At 72.3% G+C, this 20,470-nt stretch carries 18 protein-coding genes; all 18 read right to left on the bottom strand.

Annotated features, from left to right (window positions below; genetic code table 11):
- Positions 1 to 120: 120 nt before the first annotated feature.
- Positions 121 to 723 (bottom strand): hypothetical protein, encoded by a 603-nt coding sequence (locus BLW32_RS18585; RefSeq protein ID WP_068739146.1) that lies wholly within the window; start codon positions 721 to 723, stop codon positions 121 to 123.
- Positions 724 to 758: 35 nt separating this feature from the next.
- A complete protein-coding gene (gene wag31 / locus BLW32_RS18590; RefSeq protein ID WP_068520947.1) occupies positions 759 to 1,583 on the bottom strand; it encodes a DivIVA-like cell division protein Wag31 in 825 nt (274 codons plus the stop codon).
- A gap of 163 nt (positions 1,584 to 1,746) precedes the next feature.
- Positions 1,747 to 2,037 carry a YggT family protein gene (locus BLW32_RS18595; protein ID WP_068739148.1) on the bottom strand — a complete coding sequence of 97 codons (291 nt, stop codon included), beginning with the start codon at positions 2,035 to 2,037 and terminating at the stop codon, positions 1,747 to 1,749.
- A gap of 22 nt (positions 2,038 to 2,059) precedes the next feature.
- Positions 2,060 to 2,734: a cell division protein SepF gene (locus BLW32_RS18600; RefSeq protein ID WP_068739150.1), complete on the bottom strand. Its 675-nt coding sequence runs from the start codon at positions 2,732 to 2,734 to the stop codon at positions 2,060 to 2,062.
- A gap of 122 nt (positions 2,735 to 2,856) precedes the next feature.
- On the bottom strand, positions 2,857 to 3,600 hold the full coding sequence (gene pgeF, locus BLW32_RS18605) for a peptidoglycan editing factor PgeF (RefSeq protein WP_068739152.1): 744 nt from the start codon (positions 3,598 to 3,600) through the stop codon (positions 2,857 to 2,859).
- 59 nt (positions 3,601 to 3,659) lie between these two features.
- Positions 3,660 to 4,823 carry a cell division protein FtsZ gene (gene ftsZ, locus BLW32_RS18610; RefSeq protein WP_068520955.1) on the bottom strand — a complete coding sequence of 388 codons (1,164 nt, stop codon included), beginning with the start codon at positions 4,821 to 4,823 and terminating at the stop codon, positions 3,660 to 3,662.
- A 180-nt stretch (positions 4,824 to 5,003) separates the two neighbouring features.
- Positions 5,004 to 5,708, bottom strand: coding sequence for a cell division protein FtsQ/DivIB (locus BLW32_RS18615; RefSeq protein ID WP_068626850.1), 705 nt, complete (start codon positions 5,706 to 5,708; stop codon positions 5,004 to 5,006).
- A complete protein-coding gene (gene murC, locus BLW32_RS18620) occupies positions 5,705 to 7,144 on the bottom strand; it encodes a UDP-N-acetylmuramate--L-alanine ligase (protein ID WP_068739154.1) in 1,440 nt (479 codons plus the stop codon). Before murC ends, BLW32_RS18615 begins: the two co-directional genes overlap by 4 nt.
- Before the next feature lie 44 nt (positions 7,145 to 7,188).
- The gene (murG, locus tag BLW32_RS18625) at positions 7,189 to 8,286 is read right to left on the bottom strand and encodes an undecaprenyldiphospho-muramoylpentapeptide beta-N-acetylglucosaminyltransferase (protein WP_068739156.1); all 1,098 of its coding nucleotides are present in this window, start codon (positions 8,284 to 8,286) and stop codon (positions 7,189 to 7,191) included.
- Complete coding sequence (ftsW, locus tag BLW32_RS18630) at positions 8,280 to 9,974, bottom strand: putative lipid II flippase FtsW (RefSeq protein ID WP_068739158.1); 1,695 nt, start codon at positions 9,972 to 9,974, stop codon at positions 8,280 to 8,282. The genes murG and ftsW overlap by 7 nt, the downstream gene beginning before the upstream one ends.
- Entirely contained in the window at positions 9,971 to 11,440 is a 1,470-nt protein-coding gene (gene murD, locus BLW32_RS18635) for a UDP-N-acetylmuramoyl-L-alanine--D-glutamate ligase (protein ID WP_068739161.1), read from the bottom strand. Before murD ends, ftsW begins: the two co-directional genes overlap by 4 nt.
- Entirely contained in the window at positions 11,441 to 12,520 is a 1,080-nt protein-coding gene (gene mraY / locus BLW32_RS18640; protein WP_068520964.1) for a phospho-N-acetylmuramoyl-pentapeptide-transferase, read from the bottom strand.
- Positions 12,517 to 14,040 carry a UDP-N-acetylmuramoyl-tripeptide--D-alanyl-D-alanine ligase gene (locus tag BLW32_RS18645; RefSeq protein WP_068520966.1) on the bottom strand — a complete coding sequence of 508 codons (1,524 nt, stop codon included), beginning with the start codon at positions 14,038 to 14,040 and terminating at the stop codon, positions 12,517 to 12,519. The genes mraY and BLW32_RS18645 overlap by 4 nt, the downstream gene beginning before the upstream one ends.
- A complete protein-coding gene (locus tag BLW32_RS18650; protein WP_068520969.1) occupies positions 14,037 to 15,575 on the bottom strand; it encodes a UDP-N-acetylmuramoyl-L-alanyl-D-glutamate--2,6-diaminopimelate ligase in 1,539 nt (512 codons plus the stop codon). Before BLW32_RS18650 ends, BLW32_RS18645 begins: the two co-directional genes overlap by 4 nt.
- 24 nt (positions 15,576 to 15,599) lie before the next feature.
- Positions 15,600 to 17,570, bottom strand: coding sequence for a peptidoglycan D,D-transpeptidase FtsI family protein (locus BLW32_RS18655; protein ID WP_082791154.1), 1,971 nt, complete (start codon positions 17,568 to 17,570; stop codon positions 15,600 to 15,602).
- Positions 17,567 to 18,421, bottom strand: coding sequence for a cell division protein FtsL (gene ftsL / locus BLW32_RS18660; RefSeq protein ID WP_068520971.1), 855 nt, complete (start codon positions 18,419 to 18,421; stop codon positions 17,567 to 17,569). The genes BLW32_RS18655 and ftsL overlap by 4 nt, the downstream gene beginning before the upstream one ends.
- Positions 18,418 to 19,425, bottom strand: coding sequence for a 16S rRNA (cytosine(1402)-N(4))-methyltransferase RsmH (gene rsmH, locus BLW32_RS18665; RefSeq protein ID WP_068739163.1), 1,008 nt, complete (start codon positions 19,423 to 19,425; stop codon positions 18,418 to 18,420). The genes ftsL and rsmH overlap by 4 nt, the downstream gene beginning before the upstream one ends.
- Positions 19,426 to 19,578: 153 nt before the next feature.
- On the bottom strand, positions 19,579 to 20,010 hold the full coding sequence (gene mraZ / locus BLW32_RS18670; RefSeq protein WP_068523171.1) for a division/cell wall cluster transcriptional repressor MraZ: 432 nt from the start codon (positions 20,008 to 20,010) through the stop codon (positions 19,579 to 19,581).
- Between the last annotated feature and the right edge of the window lie 460 nt (positions 20,011 to 20,470).

Here is a 20,470-nt window from a genome sequence, read left to right on the forward strand (position 1 = left end):
GCTGTGACGGGCCCCACCGTCCGGTTCTACTGGGGCGGAATCCGCCCGTTCTTCCGGATGCTCCCCGGTGATGGCCGGATCAACGCAGTGCTACCACCAAGGATAGCTAATCGTGCAACGTCATTTCTTGCCGGGATCTTCCGACTCCGGCTCCTGCGGCGGGGTCCACTCCGTGCCCCACGCCTGATCGATCCGGATCTGCGGGATCTGATCGGTCATGTCCGGGTCGTACTTCCCCGGCGCGAACAGTCCGCGGGTGGCCTCGTCGTCCGTGTCGGCCGGCGATTCGTGCTCCCAGCCCGTCGGCCCGCCGAGCGGGCCCATCGCGAACTGCGTGGTCGGGTTCGCGTCGTCGTCGTGGTGACCGAACTCCTCGTGCCCGACGGTGCCCGCCTCGCGCGTCGCGTCGTCGACGGGGGCCGGCGCGGCCTCTTCTTCGTCGTCGCTCGTGGACGGCGTGGCGGCGCGAGCCGGACGGCTCGACGGCGCCGCGTCCTCGTCGTCCGCGTCCTCGTCGTCCCGGTCGCCGGGGCTCCAGGGCGCGGCCCGGTCCGCCTTGTCGCGTTCGCCGCGGCGGTAGGTGAGAACGTCGCCGAGCAGCAGGCCGACGCCGATCACCGAGACCACGACGCACGCGATGGCGAGCCAGAGATTGGCCGTGACCAGGGCGACGATCAGCAGGATGAACCCGATGATCGTCGCCCCCAGTGCGGCTAGCAGCATGAGAACTCCGCCCTAGTACCGGCTGGTACCAGCGGCTACTTGTACTGCTGGTTGCCGCCGGCGGCGTTGCCGGGATCGTTGAAGTCGCCACCGCGACCCTGGCCGTGATCGACCGGGGCGGCGCTGCGCAGCGATTGCAGCTCCTCGAGCTGCCCCTCGAGGTAGGTCTTGAGGCGGGTGCGGTACTCGCGCTCGTACGTCTTGAGCTGCTCGATCCGACCCTCCAGCACGGTGCGCTGCTGGTTGATGGTGGTCATGATCTCGGTGTGCTTCGTCTCGGCCTCGGCCTGCAGCGCGTCGGAGCGCTCCTGCGCCTGGCGCAGCTGGTTCTCCGAGCGGGTCTGCGCGTCGGCGAGCAGCGCGTCGGAGCGCTGGCGGGCGTCGGCCACCATGGCCTCGGCCTTCTGCCGGGCGTCGGTGACCATGGCCTCCGACTGGGCGCGCGCGTCCGAGACCAGCTTCTCGGCCTCGGAACGCGAGTTGTTCGTGAGGCGGTCGGCGGTCTCCTGCGCCAGGCCCAGCACCTTGGCGGCGCGCACGTGCGCCTCCTCGGTGGTGGCCGGTGCCGCAGCGGCGGCCGGAGCCGGCTCGGCGACGGCCGGAGCGTTCGGCGTCGGCGACGCGAACGCGACGGTGCTATCCGCGGACGGCTGCTCGCCGCCACCGGCGCGGGCCTCGCCGAGCTCGCGCTCGAGCTCGGTGTTGCGCTGCTGCAGATCGTTGTTCTCGTCGATCAGCCGAGCGAGCTCGGTCTCGACCAGATCGAGGAACTGATCCACCTCGTCCTCGTTGTAGCCGCGCTTTCCGATCGGCGGCTTGCTGAACGCCACGTTCCGCACGTCGGCGGGTGTCAGCTTCATAGGTCGTTTCCCCTCAATTCGGCTGCTCGACAGATCTCAAGTCACTCGGACCAACACTGTAACTAGTGCACATCCTGTCACACCAGACCCGTTTGTTCCTCATCACCCAACAATCACGCAATGAAATGTCCGATTCTCCGCGTCGGAGTCGGCCGGAACCGAACTAAACCGCGAGTCCGCCGACGATCCGCTGCGCGATCGCGACCAGCAGAAACAGCACGATGAACGACAGATCCAGCCGGATCGGCCCCAGCTGCGGAGACGGCAGCACCTTGCGGAGCGCCTTCAGCGGCGGATCCGTGACGGTGAACACTGCTTCGAGGATCAGGGCGACGATCCCCTTCGGGAACCACTCCCGCGCGAAGGACTTCACCACCTCGACCACGAGCCGAACGATGAGGAGGAACCAGAAGATCGAGAGGAGCGTGTAGACGACGAGCCAGAATGCTTGCACCTGTACAGTCTGCCCGAATCCGTCAGCGGTTGTAGAAGCCGGTCTCCGCGATCCGCGCCCGGTCCTCCGCCGTGACGTCCACGTCGGCCGTGGCCAGCATGAACACCTTGGTGGTGATCCGGTCGAACGAACCGTGCAGCGCGAAGGTCAGGCCGGCGGCGAAGTCGACCAGTCGCTTGGCGTCGGCGTTGTCCATCGCGGTGAGGTCCATGATCACCGGAATACCCTCGCGGAAGCGCTCACCGATCGTGCGCGCCTCCTCGTACGAGGTGGGACGCAGCGTGGTGATGCGGGACATCGGGTTCTCCTGGCTCAGCACATCGGCGCGGGTGTCCATCGCCAACGCGCCGCGGGTGGACGGGGCGACGGAGCGCGAGACGTCCCGCAGCGGCTCCAGGCGCGGCAGCGGCGCGCGGGCGGGCTCGCGGTAGCCCCGCTCGTAGCCGGCGTCGTAGCGATCGTCGTAGGCGGCGCCGCGGGCGTCGTAGCCGTCCGCGTAGGCGGGCTCGTACGCGTCGTACTCGTCGGCGCGGCGGCCGTCGTAGGCGTAGCCGCGCTCGCCGCGGTAGTCGTCGAAATCGTCGTCGAGGCTGCGGCGGCCGCGCGGCTGCGGGGTGCCCTCGTCGACGTATCCGTCGTCGTAGGCATCCAGCGGAACCATCCCGAAGTACGCCTTGACCTTGTGCAGAGTGCTCATCTTTGCCCTTCCTCGGCGCCTGCATGGGCTGGTGTGACGGTTGTGACTGTCGTTATGGAAGTGAGATTAGTAGGGAAGACGGGCGAATGGCGGTTCCGACACGCGCACGAATCCCATCGATGTCATTTCGGTGTGTCGATCCAGATCACCGAGGCCAGGCGCCCCGTCGGCGCGCCCCGGCGATGCGAGAACAGCGTGGGATCGCTGATGGTGCACCGCGGGTCCTCGGCGACCGCCGCGACGCCCAGTCCCTGCAGCTGACGACGGATGCCGGCGCGCAGGTCGAGCCCGTCGGTGCCCTTCTCGGTGCGGCAGCGGCTGCCCGGCAGGTGCTGCTCGACGTCGGCGGCCATCGAGGCGGGGACCTCGTACTTCGCGCCGCTGGCCGCGGGTCCGAGGAAAGCGCCGATCCGCTCGGGGCGCGCACCCAGCTCCCGCATCGTGTCGATCACGGCGGGCACGATGCCGATCCGGGCGCCGACGCGGCCCGCGTGGACCGCGGCCAGCACGCCGGCTTCGTCGTCGGAGAGCAGGATCGGGACGCAGTCGGCGGTGAGCACGGCGAGAGCGAGTCCGGGCACCGTCGTCACGAGCGCGTCCGTTGCCTCGACGGGCTCCGCACGCGGACCGTCGACGACGGTGACGTTCCGGCTGTGGATCTGCTCCATCCACACCACGTGTCCGGGCTCGACGCCGATCTCGCGCTCGAGGCGCAGCCGGTTGGCGGCGACGGCGGCGGGATCGTCGCCGACGTGATCGCCCAGGTTGAACGTGTCGTACGGGGCCTGCGAGGCACCGCCCGCGCGAGTGGTGGTCACTCGCCGGACGCGGTGCGCAGTGACAGGAGCGTTCGCGGGATCAGTCATGTCACAAGACTACTGACGGCGCCCCCGGCAGAGCCGGGAGCGCCGTCGGTGTCAGTACCTCAGCGGCGGTTCTGCAGGAAGGACGGGACGTCGAGGTCGAAGTCGTCGTCCGAACGCGTCTCGCGGCCCGCAGGAGCGGCCGAGAACGGGTCGTTGGCCCGGGCCGGGCGCGCGCCGAACGGGTTACCGCGACGCGCGTCCTCCGGCTCGGCCGCCGGCTGCTGCTCGACCGCGGTGTGCTGACCGCCGATGCGGGTGACCGGGCGGCGCGCGGGGGCGCCGCCGTCGAAGCCCGCGGCGATGACGGTGATCCGGACCTCGTCGCCCAGATTGTCGTCGATCACGGTGCCGAAGATGATGTTCGCGTCCTCGTGCGAGGCGCCCTGCACCAGCGAGGCGGCCTCGTTGATCTCGAACAGGCCCAGGTCGCTGCCGCCCGCGATGGACATGAGCACGCCGTGCGCGCCCTCCATCGAGGTCTCCAGCAGCGGCGAGTTCACGGCGGCCTCCGCGGCCTTGAGCGCGCGGCCCTCGCCGCGGGCCGAGCCGATGCCCATGAGCGCGCTGCCGGCGCCCGACATGACGCTCTTGACGTCCGCGAAGTCGACGTTGATCAGACCCGGAGTGGTGATCAGGTCGGTGATTCCCTGGACACCGTTGAGGAGCACCTCGTCGGCGCTCTTGAAGGCGTCGAGCGCCGAGACGCTGACGTCGCCCAGCTGCAGCAGCCGGTCGTTCGGGATCACGATGAGGGTGTCGCACGACTCGCGCAGCGAGGTGATGCCCTGCTCGGCCTGCTTGCCGCGGCGAGCGCCCTCGAACGTGAACGGGCGGGTCACCACGCCCACGGTGAGCGCGCCGAGCTTACGGGCGATGCTCGCGACGACGGGCGCGCCGCCCGTGCCGGTGCCGCCACCCTCGCCCGCGGTGACGAAGACCATGTCGGCGCCCTTGAGGAGCTCCTCGATCTCGTCCTTGGCGTCCTCGGCGGCCTTGCGGCCCACCTCGGGATCGGCGCCGGCGCCGAGGCCCCGGGTCGAGTCGCGGCCCACGTCGAGCTTGACGTCGGCGTCGCTCATGATGAGCGCCTGGGCGTCGGTGTTGATCGCGATGAACTCGACGCCCTTGAGACCCTGTTCGATCATCCGGTTCACGGCGTTGACGCCGCCGCCGCCGATGCCGACGACCTTGATTACGGCGAGGTAGTTGTGCGCGGCGGTCATGTTTCGCCTTTCCCCTGATGTGAAGTCTGTTGCTTCTGAGACGAACCCTAAACCTCAACAGAAGGCTTAAAGTTATGTCAAGTAGCTGGTCTGAAACCAAGGTAGAGGGCGGTGCGCCGCTTGCCGTGCAAGCGCGCGGGCGTGTCGGGAAAAACGTTCTCGGTGAGGGGAAGAACACCCTCAGCGGGTGGTCGGCATGTCCGGGTTGATCACGGTGAACTCCTTGCCGGGGCGCGTCAGCACCATGCGCAGCGCCGCGGTCTTGTCCGCGGCCCGCTGGTCGTCGCCCCAGTACACGACCCGCTTGTCGCGCAGCACGAAGCGCACGTTGGCCGGCGAATCCGCCCCGATCTCGACGACCTGCCCGTGCAGGTCCGGCGGCAGCGACTTGAGGACCGCGATCGACGAGGCCGTCGCGGGGTCGTCGGTCTTCGGGTCGTCGACGACGAGCTTGGGCGTGAGGATGGGCGGCTCCCCCACCTTGATGAAGGGCACGCCCTTGGCGTCCACGAGCACCGTGCCGGCGGGCCTCTGCGCGTAGGCCACGACCTCGCGCTCGGTGACCTCGACGACCAGTGTCGACGGGTACGACACGGTGACGGTGGCGCGGTCGATCCACGGGCTCACCGCGATAACCTGCGCCGCGTACGCGTCGCGCTGGCCGGGCGTGATCTGCAGCAGCGGACGCCCCTTGAGCGGCTCCACCACCTTCGCGACCCGATCCGCGGGCGCGTTGGTCGCACCGGTCACGGAGACGTCGCGCGCCGAGAGCAGCGGCGAGAAGTACGCCGCCGCAGCGAGTCCCGCCACCACGGCGAGCGCGAGCAGGACCAGCAGCAGACGCCGCAGCCCCGGCACGCGCCTGCGCGTCGCAGGAGAACTCACGCGCCCGCCTCGGCGCCGCGCTGCGCCAGCGTGTTGAGGATCGTCGGGCCCTGCATGGTCACATCGCCCGCGCCCATGGTGATCACCACGTCGCCCGGGCTCGCGAGGCCGGCGACCACGCCGGCCACCTCGGCCTGGCTCGGCACGTAGTGCACGGAGGCGGTCACCTTCTCGGCGATCCGCTCCCCCGTGACGCCCGGCAGCGGCGCCTCGCGCGCGCCGTAGACGTCCAGCACCACGACCTCGTCCGCGAGGCTGAGCGCCTCGGCGAACTCGGCGGCGAACTGCTCGGTCCGCGAGTACAGGTGGGGCTGGAAGGCGACGATCACGCGGCCCGGCCCGGTCTGCTTGGCGACCATCTCCGCCGCCGCGGTGAGGACCGCGCGCACCTCGGTCGGATGGTGCGCGTAGTCGTCGAAGACCCGCACGCCCTGCTCGGTGCCGCGCAGCTGGAACCGGCGGTGCACGCCGCCGAAGGCCTCGATGCCCTCGATCACCTTCGCGGTGGGCTGCCCCGTGCTGACGACGGCGATCGTCGCGGCGATCGCGTTGAGCGCCATGTGCTTCCCGGGCACGGAGAGCAGGATCGCCCGCTCGGTGACGTCCCGGTTCTCGTCGGAGAAGCGGACCTTGAGCATGCCGCCCTCGGCGCGCGGCTTGTAGTCCAGCAGCTGCGCGATCAGCGTCACGTCGGGCGCGAGGTCGCGGTGGACGCCCTCGCCGTAGCCGAGCACACGGACGCCGCGGGCGCGCAGCGCGGCGTGCGTGCGCTGCGCGAGCGCCGCCGAGCCCGGGTCGTCGAGGCACACGACGAGGGTGCCGCCGGGGCGGATCCGCTCGGTGAAGGCGTCGAAGACGGCGACGTACTTCTCCTCGGAACCGAAGAAGTCGAGGTGATCGGCCTCGACGTTGGTGACGACCACCACGTCGGGCGCGTACTGCAGCAGCGAGCCGTCGGACTCGTCGGCCTCGGCGACGAAGACGTCGCCCGTGCCGTGGAAGGCGTTGGTGCCGGACTCGTTGAGCTCGCCGCCCACGGCGAAGGACGGGTTGGCGCCGCAGTGCTGCAGGCCCACCACCGCCATCGACGTGGTGGACGTCTTGCCGTGGGTGCCGCTCACCAGCAGGGTGCGGTAGCCGTCCATGAGGTCGGCGAGCACCTCGGGCCGCAGGATCACCGGGATGCCGCGGCGCTGCGCCTCGACCAGCTCGGGGTTGTCCTTCGGGATGGCGGCATGGGTGGTCACGACCACCGTCGGGCCGCCGGGCAGCAGGTCGAGCGCCTCGGGGCTGTGCCCCACCTGGACCTGCGCGCCGCGAGCCCGGAGCGCGATGACGCCGCGCGACTCCTTGGCGTCGGAACCCGACACCTGCCCGCCGCGGGCCAGCAGGATCCGCGCGATGCCGGACATGCCGGCGCCGCCGATGCCCACCATGTGGACGCGCTGCAGCCGATCGGGCAGCGCTCCTGTCGACTCCGTCACCGCGTCCGCCTCTCCTGTGCCAGTGCCAGCGCCGCCGCCGCGACGGTGCCCGCCGCGTCGCGATGCCCGGTGCCGCCGGCCGCGGCGCTCATGGCGGCGAGCCGCTCGGCGTCGCCCGCGAGCGGGACGACGGTCTCGCGCACGAGTTCCGGGGTGAAGGCGGCGTCGTCGACGAGCAGTCCCCCGCCCGCGGCGACGACCGGCTGCGCGTTGAGGGCCTGCTCGCCGTTGCCGTGCGCGAGGGGCACGTAGACCGCGGGCAGCCCGACGGCGGCGACCTCCGCCACCGTCATCGCCCCCGACCGGCACACGGCCAGATCGGCGGCGGCGTAGGCGAGGTCCATACGGGACAGGTAGGGGACGGCGACGTAGCCGGGCACGTCGACGTCGACGGAGTTCTTGGGGCCGTAGGCGTGCAGCACGCCGATGCCGGCGTCGGCGAGGTCCCGGGCGGCGCCGACGACGCCGTCGTTGAGGCGGACCGCGCCCTGGCTGCCGCCGAAGACGAGCACGACGGGCCCGTCGGCGGGGAGCCCGAAGTGGGCCCGGGCCTCGGCGCGCAGGGCCGCGCGGTCGAGCCCGGTGATGGAGGCGCGGACGGGGATGCCGACCACTTCGGCGGGCACGCCGGAACCGGGGACCGCAGCGAAGACCTTGGTGGCGAGCTTCGCGCCGACCTTGTTCGCGACGCCCGCGCTGGCGTTGGCCTCGTGGATCACGATGGGCACGCCCATGCTGCGCGCGGCGAGGTACGCGGGCAGCGCGACGTAGCCGCCGAAACCGACGACGACGTCGGCGCCCGTCTCGCGGAGCACCGTCCGGGTGCGGCGGACCGCGCCGGCGAGCGTGAAGGGCAGCTTCGCCAGGTCCTTGCCGGGCTTCCGCGGCAGCGGGACCGGCGGGATCATGGCGAGCGGGTAGCCGCGCTCCGGGACGAGGCGGCCCTCGAGCCCCTTCGGCGTGCCGAGAGCGGTGACCTCGGCGTCGGGGCGCAGTGCCCGGACGGCGTCGGCCACCGCCAGGGCGGGTTCGATGTGTCCTGCGGTGCCGCCACCGGCCACCACCACCGAAACCGCTCGAGAAGAACTCACCACGCCCGTCTGCCCTTTTCCTGTCCTCGGCGCCGCTGCTGCGGCGCGTTCCGCTGCTGTCCGGCGCGCTCGCCCCGCCAGGGATCCCCGCCGCGGCCCTGCGGCCGCATCGGCGGGAGGTCCCGACGGGGTGCCCGGCGTCGGCCCAGGCTCTCGTCACCGTACGGGTGTCGATCGTACGGCGACGGTGCCGCGGGTTGCGAAGGCCCACGTCGTGCGGGCGCCGGGCGGCCCTGCCGCGGGGCGGGCCCGCGGCCTGCGGGACGCTCGGGGCGGGGCGGGATGTAGGGCAGCGGCTTGGGCAGGCGCAGCAGCCGGCCGGTGCGGCCCTCGCGGCCGCCGGCCAGCGCGGCGATCGCCTCCGGCTCGTGCCGGGCGGCGTTCGCGAGCAGCCCCATCATGAACAGCACGAGGATCACCGAGTTGCCGCCCGCGGAGAGCAGGGGCAGCTGGATGCCGGTCACGGGCAGCAGCCCCACGACGTAGCCCATGTTGATGATCGCCTGCAGCGCGACGAGCGTGGTGATCGAAGCGGCCATGAGGCGCAGGAAGGGATCGGCGACGCGGCGCGCGATCCGCATGCCCACCCAGGTGAGGATGCCGAACATGAGGATGACCACGCCGGCGCCGAGGTAGCCCAGCTCCTCGCCGATGATCGCGAAGATGAAGTCGTTGTGCGCGTTCGGCAGGTAGCTCCACTTGGCCGTCGAGTTGCCCAGGCCCACGCCGAACAGGCCGCCGTCGGCGAGCGAGTACCGCGCCTGGTTCGACTGGTAGTTGGCGCCGAGGGCGTCGTCGGTGCGGCCGAGCCAGGCCTGCACGCGGGCCGAGCGGTAGCCCTCCGCGAGCGCGAAGAAGATGCCGAGCAGGGCGAAGACCACCAGCAGCGAGGCGATGAGCTTCGAGGACAGCCCGGCGTAGTACAGCAGCATCGCGCCGACGGCGACGATGATCATGGCCGTCGACTGGTTGGGCTCGGCGACGACGAGAGCCGCCATGAGCACCACGACGGGGCCGAGCGGCAGCAGCAGTTCCTTGATGTTGCCCTTGCGGCCGCGGTCCGCGAGCAGGTGCGCGCCCCAGACGATGAGCGCGACCTTGGCGATCTCCGAGGGCTGCAGCGTGAAGCCGCCCACGTCGATCCAGCGGCGCGCGCCGCCGACCATGGTGCCGACGCCGGGCACGAGGACGGCCGCGAGGAGCGCGATGGAGACGAGGACGCCGCCGAGCGCCACCCGGCGCAGCAGCGCGGGGCGCAGGTACAGGGCGAAGACGAACGCGACCACGCCGAGGCTGACGTAGATCAGCTGGCTGGTGAACTTGCCCCACGGCGAGCCGGTGGCACTGATGTCCTCGACCGACGAGGCCGAGAGCACCATGATCAGGCCCATCACGGTGAGAACGGCGGTGAGGCCGAGCACCAGGTGGAAGGACGCGAGCGGGCGGCGCAGGGCCGTCGCGAGCCCGACGGCGCCGCCCCGCAGCAGGGAGGCGCCGGTGCGGGCGACGTCCGCGCCGGTGCGCGCCGTGGATGCCGCACGGGCACCCGCCGCGCCGCGCGAGCCCGTCGCCGGCCCGTCGCCGTCCTGGGGCTGCGCGTCGAACTCGGTACTCTCCGGGGCGTTGACGCCGCCGGGGGCGAGATCGGAATCGGTGTCGGAAGCGGCGGCGGCCTTGCCGGCGCGGTTCACGAGGCGTCTCCGAGCGCACGGGCGGAGGCCGCGAAGGCGTCGCCGCGGTGCCCGTACGAGGTGAACATGTCGAGCGAGGCCGCGGCGGGCGCGAGCAGCACGACGGGGGCGGCACCGTCGTGCGCTGCGGCTTCGGCGATCCGGGAGGCCTCGGCGACGACGGCGGCCATCACCGCATCCGCATCGCCGGACACTCGCACATCGCCAGCCCCAGTCGTCCCTACAGAACGATTCGCATCATTAGTCATAGGAGACACAGGACTATGTTCGCCCGAGGACACCCGAACCACGGGGACATCCGGCGCGTGTCGCGCCAGTGAACCCGCGATTTCGTCTCGATCCAGCCCGAGGAGCACCGCGCCCACGAGCCGCGGCGCCACGCGCTGCACGAGCGGCGCGATGTCCGCGCCCTTGAGCTGGCCACCCGCGACCCACACCACGCGCTCGTGCGCCTCGATCGAGTTGAGCGCGGCGTGCGGGTTGGTCGCCTTGGAATCGTCGATGTACGTGATGCCGCGCACCGTCGCGACGGGCTCTGCGCGGTGCGCGCCCACCCGGAACGCGGCGAGGGCCTCCCCCGCCTGCGCGGCGGTCACGCCGACGGCCTGCGCGAGCGCGGTCGCGGCTAGGCCGTCCGCGATCCCGGCGGGCCCGGGCGGCGAAACCGCGTCGGCGGGGAGGACGGGGGCGCCGGCACCGTCGACCAGGACGCCCTCGCGCACGCCGTACTCGCCCGGCCCGGGCGTGCCCGTGGTGAACCCGACGGTGACCTCCCCGCGCAGGCCCGAGGCCACGGGATCGTCGAGGCCGATGACGGCGAGCTCGCCGGACAGGGCGCGCGCCTTGTCGGCGGTGTACGCGGCCATGGAGCCGTGCCAGTCGAGGTGATCCTCGGCGACGTTGAGCACGACCCCGGCGCGCGGGCGCACCGACGGGGCCCAGTGCAGCTGGAAGGAGGACAGCTCGACGGCGAGGACGCGCGGGTCGGCGTCGTCGCCGATCGCGTCGATCACCGGGCGGCCGATGTTGCCGCAGGCCACCGCGCGCACGCCGGCGTGCAGCAGGATCGACTCGAGCATCTGGGTGGTGGTGGTCTTGCCGTTGGTGCCGGTGACCACGAGCCAGTCGCGGGGCGCGCCGAAGGCGCCGGAGCGGTCGATGCGCCAGGCCAGTTCGACGTCGCCGATCACCTCGACGCCGGCGGCCTCGGCGGCCACGACGACGGGTGCGGTGGGCCGGAAGCCGGGCGCGACCACGACGAGGTCGTAGCCGGACGGGTCGTGTCCGTCGAGATCGGCGACGACGATGCCCGGCACCTCGCCGGCGATCTTCTCCCGCGCCGCGGGCTTGCCGTCGGCGACGGTGACCACGGCCCCGAGCCGGAGCAGGGCCCGGGCGACGGCCGGGCCGGTGACACCCCCGCCCGCGACGAGGACGTGCGCGCCGGGGCCGGGGATCGTCGCCATCTAGCCGACCGCGCCCGAGCCGAGGAACTCGGCGTAGAACAGCACGAGGCCGAGGCCGCAGGAGATGGCTGTGAGGAGCCAGAACCGGATGATCACCGTGGTTTCGGCCCACCCGGACAGCTCGAAGTGGTGATGGAAGGGCGCCATCCGGAAGACCCGGCGGCCCGTCGAGCGGAAGACGGCGATCTGGATGACCACCGAGACCATCTCGGCGACGAACAGCGCGCCCAGCACGACGGCGAGCAGCTCGGTGCGGGTGGTGATCGACAGGCCCGCCAGGAGGCCGCCCAGCATGAGCGAGCCGGTGTCGCCCATGAAGATCTTCGCGGGCGCGGCGTTCCACCACAGGAAGCCGAGGCAGGCACCGCCCGCGGCGACCGCGATGAGCGCGAGGTCGAGCGGGTCGCGCACGTCGTAGCAGCCGGCGACCTGCTTGGTCTCGCAGGCGTAGCGGAACTGCCAGAAGCTGATCAGGACGTAACTGCCCAGCACCATCGCCATGGAGCCGGCGGCGAGGCCGTCCAGGCCGTCGGTGAAGTTCACCGCGTTCGACCAGGCGGAGACGACGAACCAGCAGAAGATCACGAACACGATCGCGCCCATCGAGATGGTATTGATGTCGCGCGTGTAGCTGAGGAACTCGCTGGCCGGGCGCACCCCGTCGGCGTTGGGGAACTGCAGCACGAGCACGCCGAAGATCAGGGCGGCCACGGTCTGGCCGACGGTCTTCGCGGTCTTGTTGAGGCCCAGGTTGCGCTGCTTGCGCACCTTGATGAAGTCGTCGAGGAAGCCGACGATCGCGAGCGAGGTCGCGAGGCCGAGCACCAGCAGGCCCGAGGCGCTGGGGCCGGGGCCGGAGTTCCAGCCCAGCAGGTGCGCGCCGAGGTAGCCGGCCCACAGGGCCACGACGATCGCGACGCCGCCCATCGACGGGGTGCCGCGCTTCTTCTGGTGGCTCTGCGGCCCCTCGACGCGGATCTCCTGACCGAAGCCCTGCCGGGAGAAGACCCGGATCAGGACGGGCGTGAGCAGGATCGCCACGGCCAGCGAGATGCCGCCCGCGAACAGGATCTGGATCACTTCGGTGACTCCCCGTTCTCGTTGTTGACCGCGCTCGCCGTGCCCAGGTGCTCGGCGACCTCCCACATCTTCTCGGACTTCGACGCCTTGACCAAAACGAGGTCGCCCGGCCGGAGCTCCTCGCGGAGCCGGTCCACGGCCTCCGCGCGGGTGTCCACCCGCACGGCCTCGCTGCCCCACGAGCCCTCCATCACGGCGCCCTGCCACAGGGCGTGGACGGCGCGGGAGGTGCCGACGCAGATCGTCGAGGTGATGTCGAGCCGCACGAGGAACCGGCCGAGGCGGTCGTGTTCGACGATCGACTCGTCGCCCAGCTCGCCCATCTCGCCGAGCACCGCGAAGGTGCGGCGCCGCTCGCGGCCGGGCAGCCGCTCCCCCGCCTCGTCGTGCTCGGACATGAGCACGAGGCTGCGGAGCGCGGCCCGCATCGCGTCGGGGTTCGCGTTGTACGTGTCGTTGACGACGGTGACGCCGTCGTCGGTGGTGAAGACGTCCATCCGGCGCGGCGAGGCGGCGCCGGCGCCGGACAGCGCCTCGGCGACCTGCGCGACCGTCGCGCCGCACTCGAGGCCGACCGCCGCGGCGGCCAATGCATTGTGCACCTGGTGCTCGCCGTGGACCTTGAGCGCCACGGGCGCGGTGCCCGCCGGGGTGCGCAGGGTGAAGGTCGCGCGGGCCTGCGCGTCGATGCGCACGTCCTCCGCCGCGATCTCGGCCTCACCCGTTCCGTAGAACACCACGCGCGCGCCGGTCCGGGAGGCCATCGCGGCCACCGCGGCGTCGTCGGCGTTGAGCACGGCGACGCCCTCCGCGGGCAGCGCCTCGACCAGCTCGCCCTTCGCGCGGGCGATGGCCTCGCGGGACCCGAACTCCCCTAGGTGGGCCGTGCCCACGTTGAGCTCGACCCCGATGCGCGGCGGCGCGACCTTCGCCAGCGCCGCGATGTGGCCCTCGCCGCGGGCCGACATCTCCAGCACGAGGAACCTCGTCGACGCGGTCGCGCGCAGCGCGGTCCACGGGTGGCCGATCTCGTTGTTGAAGGAGCCGGGAGGTGCCACGGTCTCGCCGAGCGGCCGGAGCACGGCGGCGATGAGATCCTTCGTCGACGTCTTGCCGGCCGAGCCGGTGACGCCGACGACCGTCAGACCGTCCGCGGCCAGGGTCTTCGTGCAGTGCGCCGCCAGGTCGCCCAGCGCCGTGAGCACCGCGGCGCCCGCGCCGTCGGTGTCGTTCTCCAGCGCCATAACGCGGTTGTCGGTCTCGCCGGAGACGGGCACGACGATCGCGGGGACGCCGACGGGGCGGGCACCCAGCACGGCGACCGCGCCCTTGTCGATCGCCGTCGCGGCGAAGTCGTGGCCGTCGACGCGGGCGCCGGGCAATGCGAGGAACAGGCCGCCGGGGCCGATCTCGCGGGAGTCGAACTCGACGGTGCCGGTGACCCTCGCCTCGGGGTCGGGCACGTCGTGCAGGGTGCCGCCGACGATCGCGGCGACCTCACGCAGGGTCAGGTCGATCATGCGCGCGCCTCCAGGGCGGCCGCGAGCTCGTCGCGGTCGTCGAAGGGGTGCTTGACGCCGTTGATCTCCTGGCCGGCCTCGTGGCCCTTGCCGGCGATGAGCACGACGTCGCCGGTGCGGGCCCAGTTCACGGCTTCGACGATGGCGGCGCGGCGGTCGCCGATCTCGCGGACCTCGCCACCGCCGGACACGGCACGCGCGCCCGCGACCACGGCGGCGCGGATCGCGGCGGGGTCCTCGGTGCGGGGGTTGTCGTCGGTGACGATCACCAGTTCGGCGGCGCTCGCCGCGGCCTCGCCCATGAGCGGGCGCTTGCCGCGGTCGCGGTCGCCGCCCGCGCCGACGACCACGGCGATGCGGCCGGCGGTCTGGCCGCGCAGCGTCGCGATCACCGCGTCGAGCGCGGCCGGCTTGTGGGCGTAGTCCACGACGGCGAGGAAGTCCTGGCCGCGGTCGATGCGCTGCACCCGGCCGGGCACGGCGACGGCGCCGATGCCGCGGGCCGCGTCCGCGAGCGGGATGCCCGCCTCGTGGGCGATGACGAGCGCCAGCGCAGCGTTGGCGACGTTGTAGGCCCCGGGCAGGCCGACGACGGCGGAGAAGGTCTGGCCGTCGGGCCCGCTGAGGGTGAACCGCTGGGTGCCGTCCGAGTACGCGGCCACCTCGCCCGCGGTCCAGTCGGCGGGCCCGGTGGTCGCGACGGTCACCAGCGGCAGATCGGCCGCGCGGCGCAGCTCGGCCATCCGCTGGCCCCACTCGTCGTCGACGCAGATCACCGCGCGCTCGCAGGCCCCCGGCCCGAGGAAGAGCAGCGACTTCGCGGCGAAGTAGTCCTCCATCGTCGGGTGGTAGTCGAGGTGGTCCTGGCTCAGGTTCGTGAACGCGCCGACGGCGAACCGGGTGCCGCCCGCCCGGTTCTGGGCGAGCGCGTGCGAGCTGACCTCCATGACGGCGGCGGTCACGCCGCGCTCGACCATCGACGCGAACAGCCCCTGCAGGGCGGAGCCCTCGGGCGTGGTCAGCGTGGTCGGAACGTCGACGCCGGCGATGCGGGTGCCGACGGTGCCGATCAGGCCCGTCGGATTGCCGCCCGCGGCGAGCGCCGCCTCGACCAGGTAGCTGGTGGTGGTCTTGCCGGAGGTGCCGGTGATGCCGACGAGCGTCATCCGGGTCGACGGTGCGCCGTAGACGACGGCCGCGACGGGGCCGAGGACGCGGCGCGGGTCGTCGTGCAGCAGGACGGGGACGTCGTGGCCGTCCTCGGCGAGGAGGGCGGCACCGTCGGGATCGGTGAGGACCGCGACAGCCCCCGCCTCGATCGCGCCGGCGGCGAACCGCGCGCCGTGCGTCGCGGTGCCGGGGACGGCGCAGAACAGGTCGCCGGGACGCGCGTCCTGGGCGCGGACGGTGGCCCCGGTCAGCCGGAGGTCGCCGGCGTCGGCACCCGCGACGGTGACGCCCGGGACCTGCGCCGCGACCTCGGCCGGCGTGGCTCCGCGGGGGTGGGCGGGGCGTGTGAGAGTCGATTCGGGCACCGGTAGATCCTACCCGCCGGTTAACTACTTACCGGCCACCAGCGTCAGCGGCTTCGACGGCGGCGAGAGCGGGACGCCGTACTTCTGCAGCAGGAACGAGGCGATGTCGTGGAACAGCGGCGCCGCGGACTGGCCGCCGGTGCCGTCGGAGCTCCGGGTGGGCGCGTCCATCATCAGGCCGATGACGAAGCGCGGATCGTTCGTGGGCGCGACGCCGGCGAAGGTGATGTTGTACAGCGAGTTGGAGTACGCCTTGGTCACCGGGTCGACCTGCTGCGCGGTGCCGGTCTTGCCGCTGATCTGGTAGCCCTCGACGGAGCCCGGCGCGCCGGTGCCCTGCTGGTACCCCATCGGGTCGCGCTGCAGCGCCGCGCGGAACATGTCGAGCACCGTGCGGGCGGTCTCCGAGCTCATCACGCGGACCGGCTCGGCGCCGGACGCGGGGTTGGCGGCACCGTCGACCTCCTTGATGATGCGCGGCGGGATCCGGACCCCGTCGTTGGCGAGGGCCTGGTACATGCCGGCCATCTGCAGCACCGTCATCGACAGGCCCTGACCGATCGGCAGGTTGGCGAAGGTGCCGCCCGACCACTGGTTGCGGGCGGGCACGGCGCCGCCGGACTCGCCGGGCAGGCCCACACCGGTGGAGCGCCCGAGGCCGAAGCGGTCGACGTAGTCGGCGAAGGCGTTCTCCCCCACGCGCTGCGCGAGCATCAGGGTGCCGACGTTGGAGGACTTACCGAAGACGCCGGTGGTGGTGTACGGCTCGGTGCCGTGCGCCCAGGCGTCCTTGACGGTGACGCCGGCCATGCGGATCTGGCCGGGGACCTGCAGCACCTCGTCGGGCTTGGTCTTGCCGCCGTCGATCGCGGCCACGGCGGTGATCAGCTTGTTCACCGAGCCCGGCTCGAAGGGGGTGGTCACCGCGAGGTTGCCGGTGCGCGCCGAGTCCGGCTGATTGTTCATCCCGTGCGACGGGTTGAAGGTGTTGTCGACGCCCATCGCCAGCACCTGGCCGGTCTTGGAGTCGAGCACGACGGCCTGCACGCTCTTCGCGCCCGACTTGGCCTTCGCCTGCGCGACGGCCTGCTGGACGAAGAACTGCACGTCGTTGTCGAGCGTGAGCACGACGCGGGCGCCGTTGGCGGCGGGGTGGATGTCGCGGGTGCTGCCGGGGATGACGGCGCCGTCGGAGCCGCGGTCGTACGTGCGCGAGCCGTCCGTGCCGGCGAGGATCGAGTCCAGCGAGGACTCGAGGCCGATGAGCCCCTGCCCCTCGAAGCCGGTGGTGCCCACGATGTTCGCCGCGAGCGAGCCGCCCGGGTAGTTGCGGATCGACTGCCGCTCGGCGCCCACCTCGGAGTACTCGTCGGTGATCGCCGAGGCCTTGGCCGGGTCGACCCCACGGGCCAGGTAGACGAAGGTGTCGTTGCCGCGCATCTGCTCGAGCAGCTTCTGCTCGTTCACGGAGTCGCCGAGGACGGAGACGATCTTCTTGGCGATCTGCTGCAGGCGGTCGTCGACGCCGACGGGCGTCACGCCCTTCGCGGCGTCGCCGCCCTCCTTGACCAGCTCGACGTCCTTGTCGTACTTCTCCTGGATCTGCTTGCGCACCGCGACGGGCTGCAGGGTCAGCGACTTGGCCTCCATGGTGAAGGCGATCGGCTGCCCCGCGCGGTCGGTGATCGAGCCGCGGACGGCCGGCAGCACCTCCTTGACCTGGCGCTGGCTCTCGGCCTTCGCGGACAGGCTCGGGGCCTGCACGAACTGGACGACGCCGAGCCACACGGCGATGACGGTGAAGACCGCGACGATCACCCAGCCGCCGATGCGGACGCGGCCGGTGAAGGCCGTGGAGACCTCGGGGGCGCGGCCGCCCTTGACGCGGGCGCGGGCCGACTGGTGGCCGGCCTTGGGGGCCGCGGCACCGCGCTGCGGCGCCCCGGAGCGGGCCGTGGGCCGCGTCTTCGTCGGCGGACGCTGCGAGCGCGTCACCGGGCGGTCCCCTGGGCCGGAGCCTGCGGCGCCGGGCTCGGGGCGGGGGTCTGGGCCGGGGTCTGCGCGGGGGTCTGGGTGGCCGCCGACGGTGCGGGCGTCGGCGCGTTCACGACGGTCGGGCTGCCGGGGTTCATGGTGACCAATTGTTCCCCGCCTGCCGGTGCGGGCCCGGAATTCCCGGCGACCGGCGTGCCGGATCCGTCGGACGTGGCGCCGCTCGGGTCGCCCGTCCGCTGCGCGGGCGGGTTGAGCGCGGGCTTGGCCGCGCCGGTGGCGGGCGCGGGCTTGCCGACCACGGCGACCTTGCCGCCCTCCTTGCCGACCAGGACAGGGACGGTGCCGGCGGGGATCATGCCGAGCGCGGTGGCGCGCTCGGCGAGGCCCGGGGCGCTCTCCCCCGACTTCACGTCGCGCTCCAGCGCCGCCTTCTTCTCGGCGAGCGAACTGTTCACGGCCTCACGGCGGGTCAGCTCGTAGGAGTTCTCGGCGCTGCCCGTCGACAACCACAGGGTCATGCCCAGACCGGCGCAGACCAGGGCGATGAGCGCGAGCACGAACGGCACCCGGCGCACCATCCCGGTCGGCCGGGGCAGGCGCGCGAGGAGCCCCGCGGCGGCGGCGCCGTCGCGGTGGCGGCGCAGGGCGCGCTCGGCGGGCGTCTCGCGCAGGGTGCCGCCCGCGTCGAGGACGGCCCGCTGCTGCTCGAGGCGCTTCTGCCGGCGGTCCAGCGCGCGCTGCGCCGAGCTCGACCGGGGCCGGGAGGTGTCGCGGTCGTCGCGGCGCGCGGGGGCCCGCCGGGTCCGGGTGTCCGGCGTCGACGGTGCCTGGGTCGCGTTCGGTGCGGTCATCGCGCGCTCCTCGTGCTGCGGGTCCGGTCGGTGGGGGTGTCGAGGCGGCGGGCCGCGCGCATGCGCACGGGCGCCGCCCGCTGGTTCTCCGCGATCTCGTCGTCGGTGGCGCGCTCGGCGCCGCGGGTGAGCAGTTCGAACGTCGCGCCGGTGCCGGGCAGGTCGACGGGCAGCCCGGCGGGGGTGGTCGACCGGGTGCGCTCGGCGAGCGCGGCCTTGACGATGCGGTCCTCGAGCGACTGGTAGCTGAGGAAGACGATCCGGCCGTCGGGGGCCAGCGCGTCGAGGCCCTGCGGGACCGCGGCCTCGAGGGACGCGAGCTCGGCGTTGACCTCGATGCGCAGCGCCTGGAAGGTGCGCTTGGCCGGGTGCCCACCGGTGCGCCGCGCGGGCGCGGGGATCGTGGCGTAGAGCAACTCCACGAGGCGGCCACTGGTGGTGAAGGGCTCCTTCTCGCGCTCCTTGAGCACGGCGGAGGCGATCTTGCCGGCGAATCGCTCGTCGCCGTAGCGCTGCAGGATCCGCGCGAGGTCGCCGTGGGAGTAGGTGTTGAGCACATCGGCCGCGGTGAGCGGGTCGTCCGCGTTCATCCGCATGTCCAGCGGCGCGTCCACCGAGTAGGCGAAGCCGCGCTCGACCCGGTCGAGCTGCATCGACGAGACGCCGAGGTCGAACAGGATCGCGTCGACGCCGGGGCCGCCCGAGGCGAGCGAGAGCCCCAGTTCGTCGAGGGCGTCGGCCATGCCGTCGTAGCGGGTGTGGACGGGGATGAAGCGCTCGCCGAAGCGGGCGAGCCGTTCGCCGGCGATGGCGTGGGCGTCGTTGTCGCGGTCGAGGCCGACGACGCGGGCCTGCGGGAAGGATTCGAGGATGAGCTCGGAGTGGCCGCCGGCACCGAGCGTCGCGTCGACGTAGACGGCACCGTCGTGCTGCAGGGCCGGGGCGAGGAGCTCACGCACGCGGGTCGCGAGGACCGGCACGTGACCGAAGAACTCGTCGGACATGACTCCTCCAGGGCACACGATGGCGTTCGATGGTTTCTGGCGGATGGAGCGGGGTCCCCGCCCGACCCGTACCTGGCGTTGGGGAAGTACGTCAGGGCCGGTTCGGGCGCAGGCCTCGGTCCACCTCGACCGGGCCGCGCGAGAGCGCGGTTGTCAGAAGATCGCCTTGAGCGATTCGGACTGCGGCTGTGCGTAGTCGTCTTCGTGCTGTGCCTGGTAGTGCTCCCACGCCTCCGCGTCCCAGATCTCCAGGAACCTCCGCGATCCGACGACGACGCATTCCTTGGTCAGGCCTGCGTAGCGACGGTGATCGGCCGAGAGCGAGATCCGACCCTGGGAGTCGGGACGCTGGTCGTCCGAGCTGGCGAAGAAGTTGCGGTAGAAGGCGCGTCCCGCGGGGTCGGTCCATTCGATGGCATCCGCCTTCTCGGCGATGCGCTCGAACTCCGCCTTCGGGTACACCGTGAGGCTTCGATCCTGTCCTTTCGTGATCGTCAGCCCACCCGCCAGTTCCTCGCGGTACTTCGCGGGGAGGGTGAGCCGTCCCTTGTCATCGAGCTTCGGCGTGTAGGTACCCGTGAACATCACGGCCACCTCCCGCCTACCCCGAGGGGTTGTCACTGGATCGAGACTTCAGACTAGCGCGTCTTTCTCCAGTGCGCCCCACATTACCCCACCATTCACCACTTTCAACCACATCGCGGCGCGTTTCGCGGCGGATTCTCAGAATCGACGCAGGTCAATACCGTGGCGTGAAGTGGGGGACGCGGCGCGCACCGGCGTGGCGGACTTCGTCACACCTGCGCGATCACGCGCGATCTGCGCGACGGTTGGGACTCATGAGACATGGCGGACGCCGGGATGGCCGGCCGTGGGGAGAAGTGGGGAATCCCGGTGGGGAGAAGTGGGGAATGGGCGACAGGACGGTCCGGCGCAGGCCGTTCCGGCGAATCCACGGCTCCGATGCACGCGAGACCGAATCCGGCCCTCCGTCGAGCTGAGCCGCGCATTCACAGCGGGGGCGTCGCACCAGGGCCGGCGGTGC

It is taken from the genome of Tsukamurella tyrosinosolvens (assembly GCF_900104775.1).
Classification (GTDB): domain Bacteria; phylum Actinomycetota; class Actinomycetes; order Mycobacteriales; family Mycobacteriaceae; genus Tsukamurella; species Tsukamurella tyrosinosolvens.

Bases quoted from the DNA above. Each gene is read 5' to 3' on its own strand.
- murD (WP_068739161.1), bottom strand. From the start codon at position 11,440: ATGGCGACGATCCCCGGCCCCGGCGCGCACGTCCTCGTCGCGGGCGGG.
- BLW32_RS18600 (WP_068739150.1), bottom strand. From the start codon at position 2,734: ATGAGCACTCTGCACAAGGTCAAGGCGTACTTCGGGATGGTTCCGCTG.
- ftsZ (WP_068520955.1), bottom strand. From the start codon at position 4,823: ATGACCGCCGCGCACAACTACCTCGCCGTAATCAAGGTCGTCGGCATC.
- pgeF (WP_068739152.1), bottom strand. From the start codon at position 3,600: ATGACTGATCCCGCGAACGCTCCTGTCACTGCGCACCGCGTCCGGCGA.
- mraZ (WP_068523171.1), bottom strand. From the start codon at position 20,010: ATGTTCACGGGTACCTACACGCCGAAGCTCGATGACAAGGGACGGCTC.
- BLW32_RS18585 (WP_068739146.1), bottom strand. From the start codon at position 723: ATGCTGCTAGCCGCACTGGGGGCGACGATCATCGGGTTCATCCTGCTG.
- rsmH (WP_068739163.1), bottom strand. From the start codon at position 19,425: ATGTCCGACGAGTTCTTCGGTCACGTGCCGGTCCTCGCGACCCGCGTG.
- murC (WP_068739154.1), bottom strand. From the start codon at position 7,144: ATGGTGGGCATCGGCGGCGCCGGCATGTCCGGCATCGCGCGGATCCTG.
- ftsL (WP_068520971.1), bottom strand. From the start codon at position 18,421: ATGACCGCACCGAACGCGACCCAGGCACCGTCGACGCCGGACACCCGG.
- wag31 (WP_068520947.1), bottom strand. From the start codon at position 1,583: ATGAAGCTGACACCCGCCGACGTGCGGAACGTGGCGTTCAGCAAGCCG.
- BLW32_RS18645 (WP_068520966.1), bottom strand. From the start codon at position 14,040: ATGATCGACCTGACCCTGCGTGAGGTCGCCGCGATCGTCGGCGGCACC.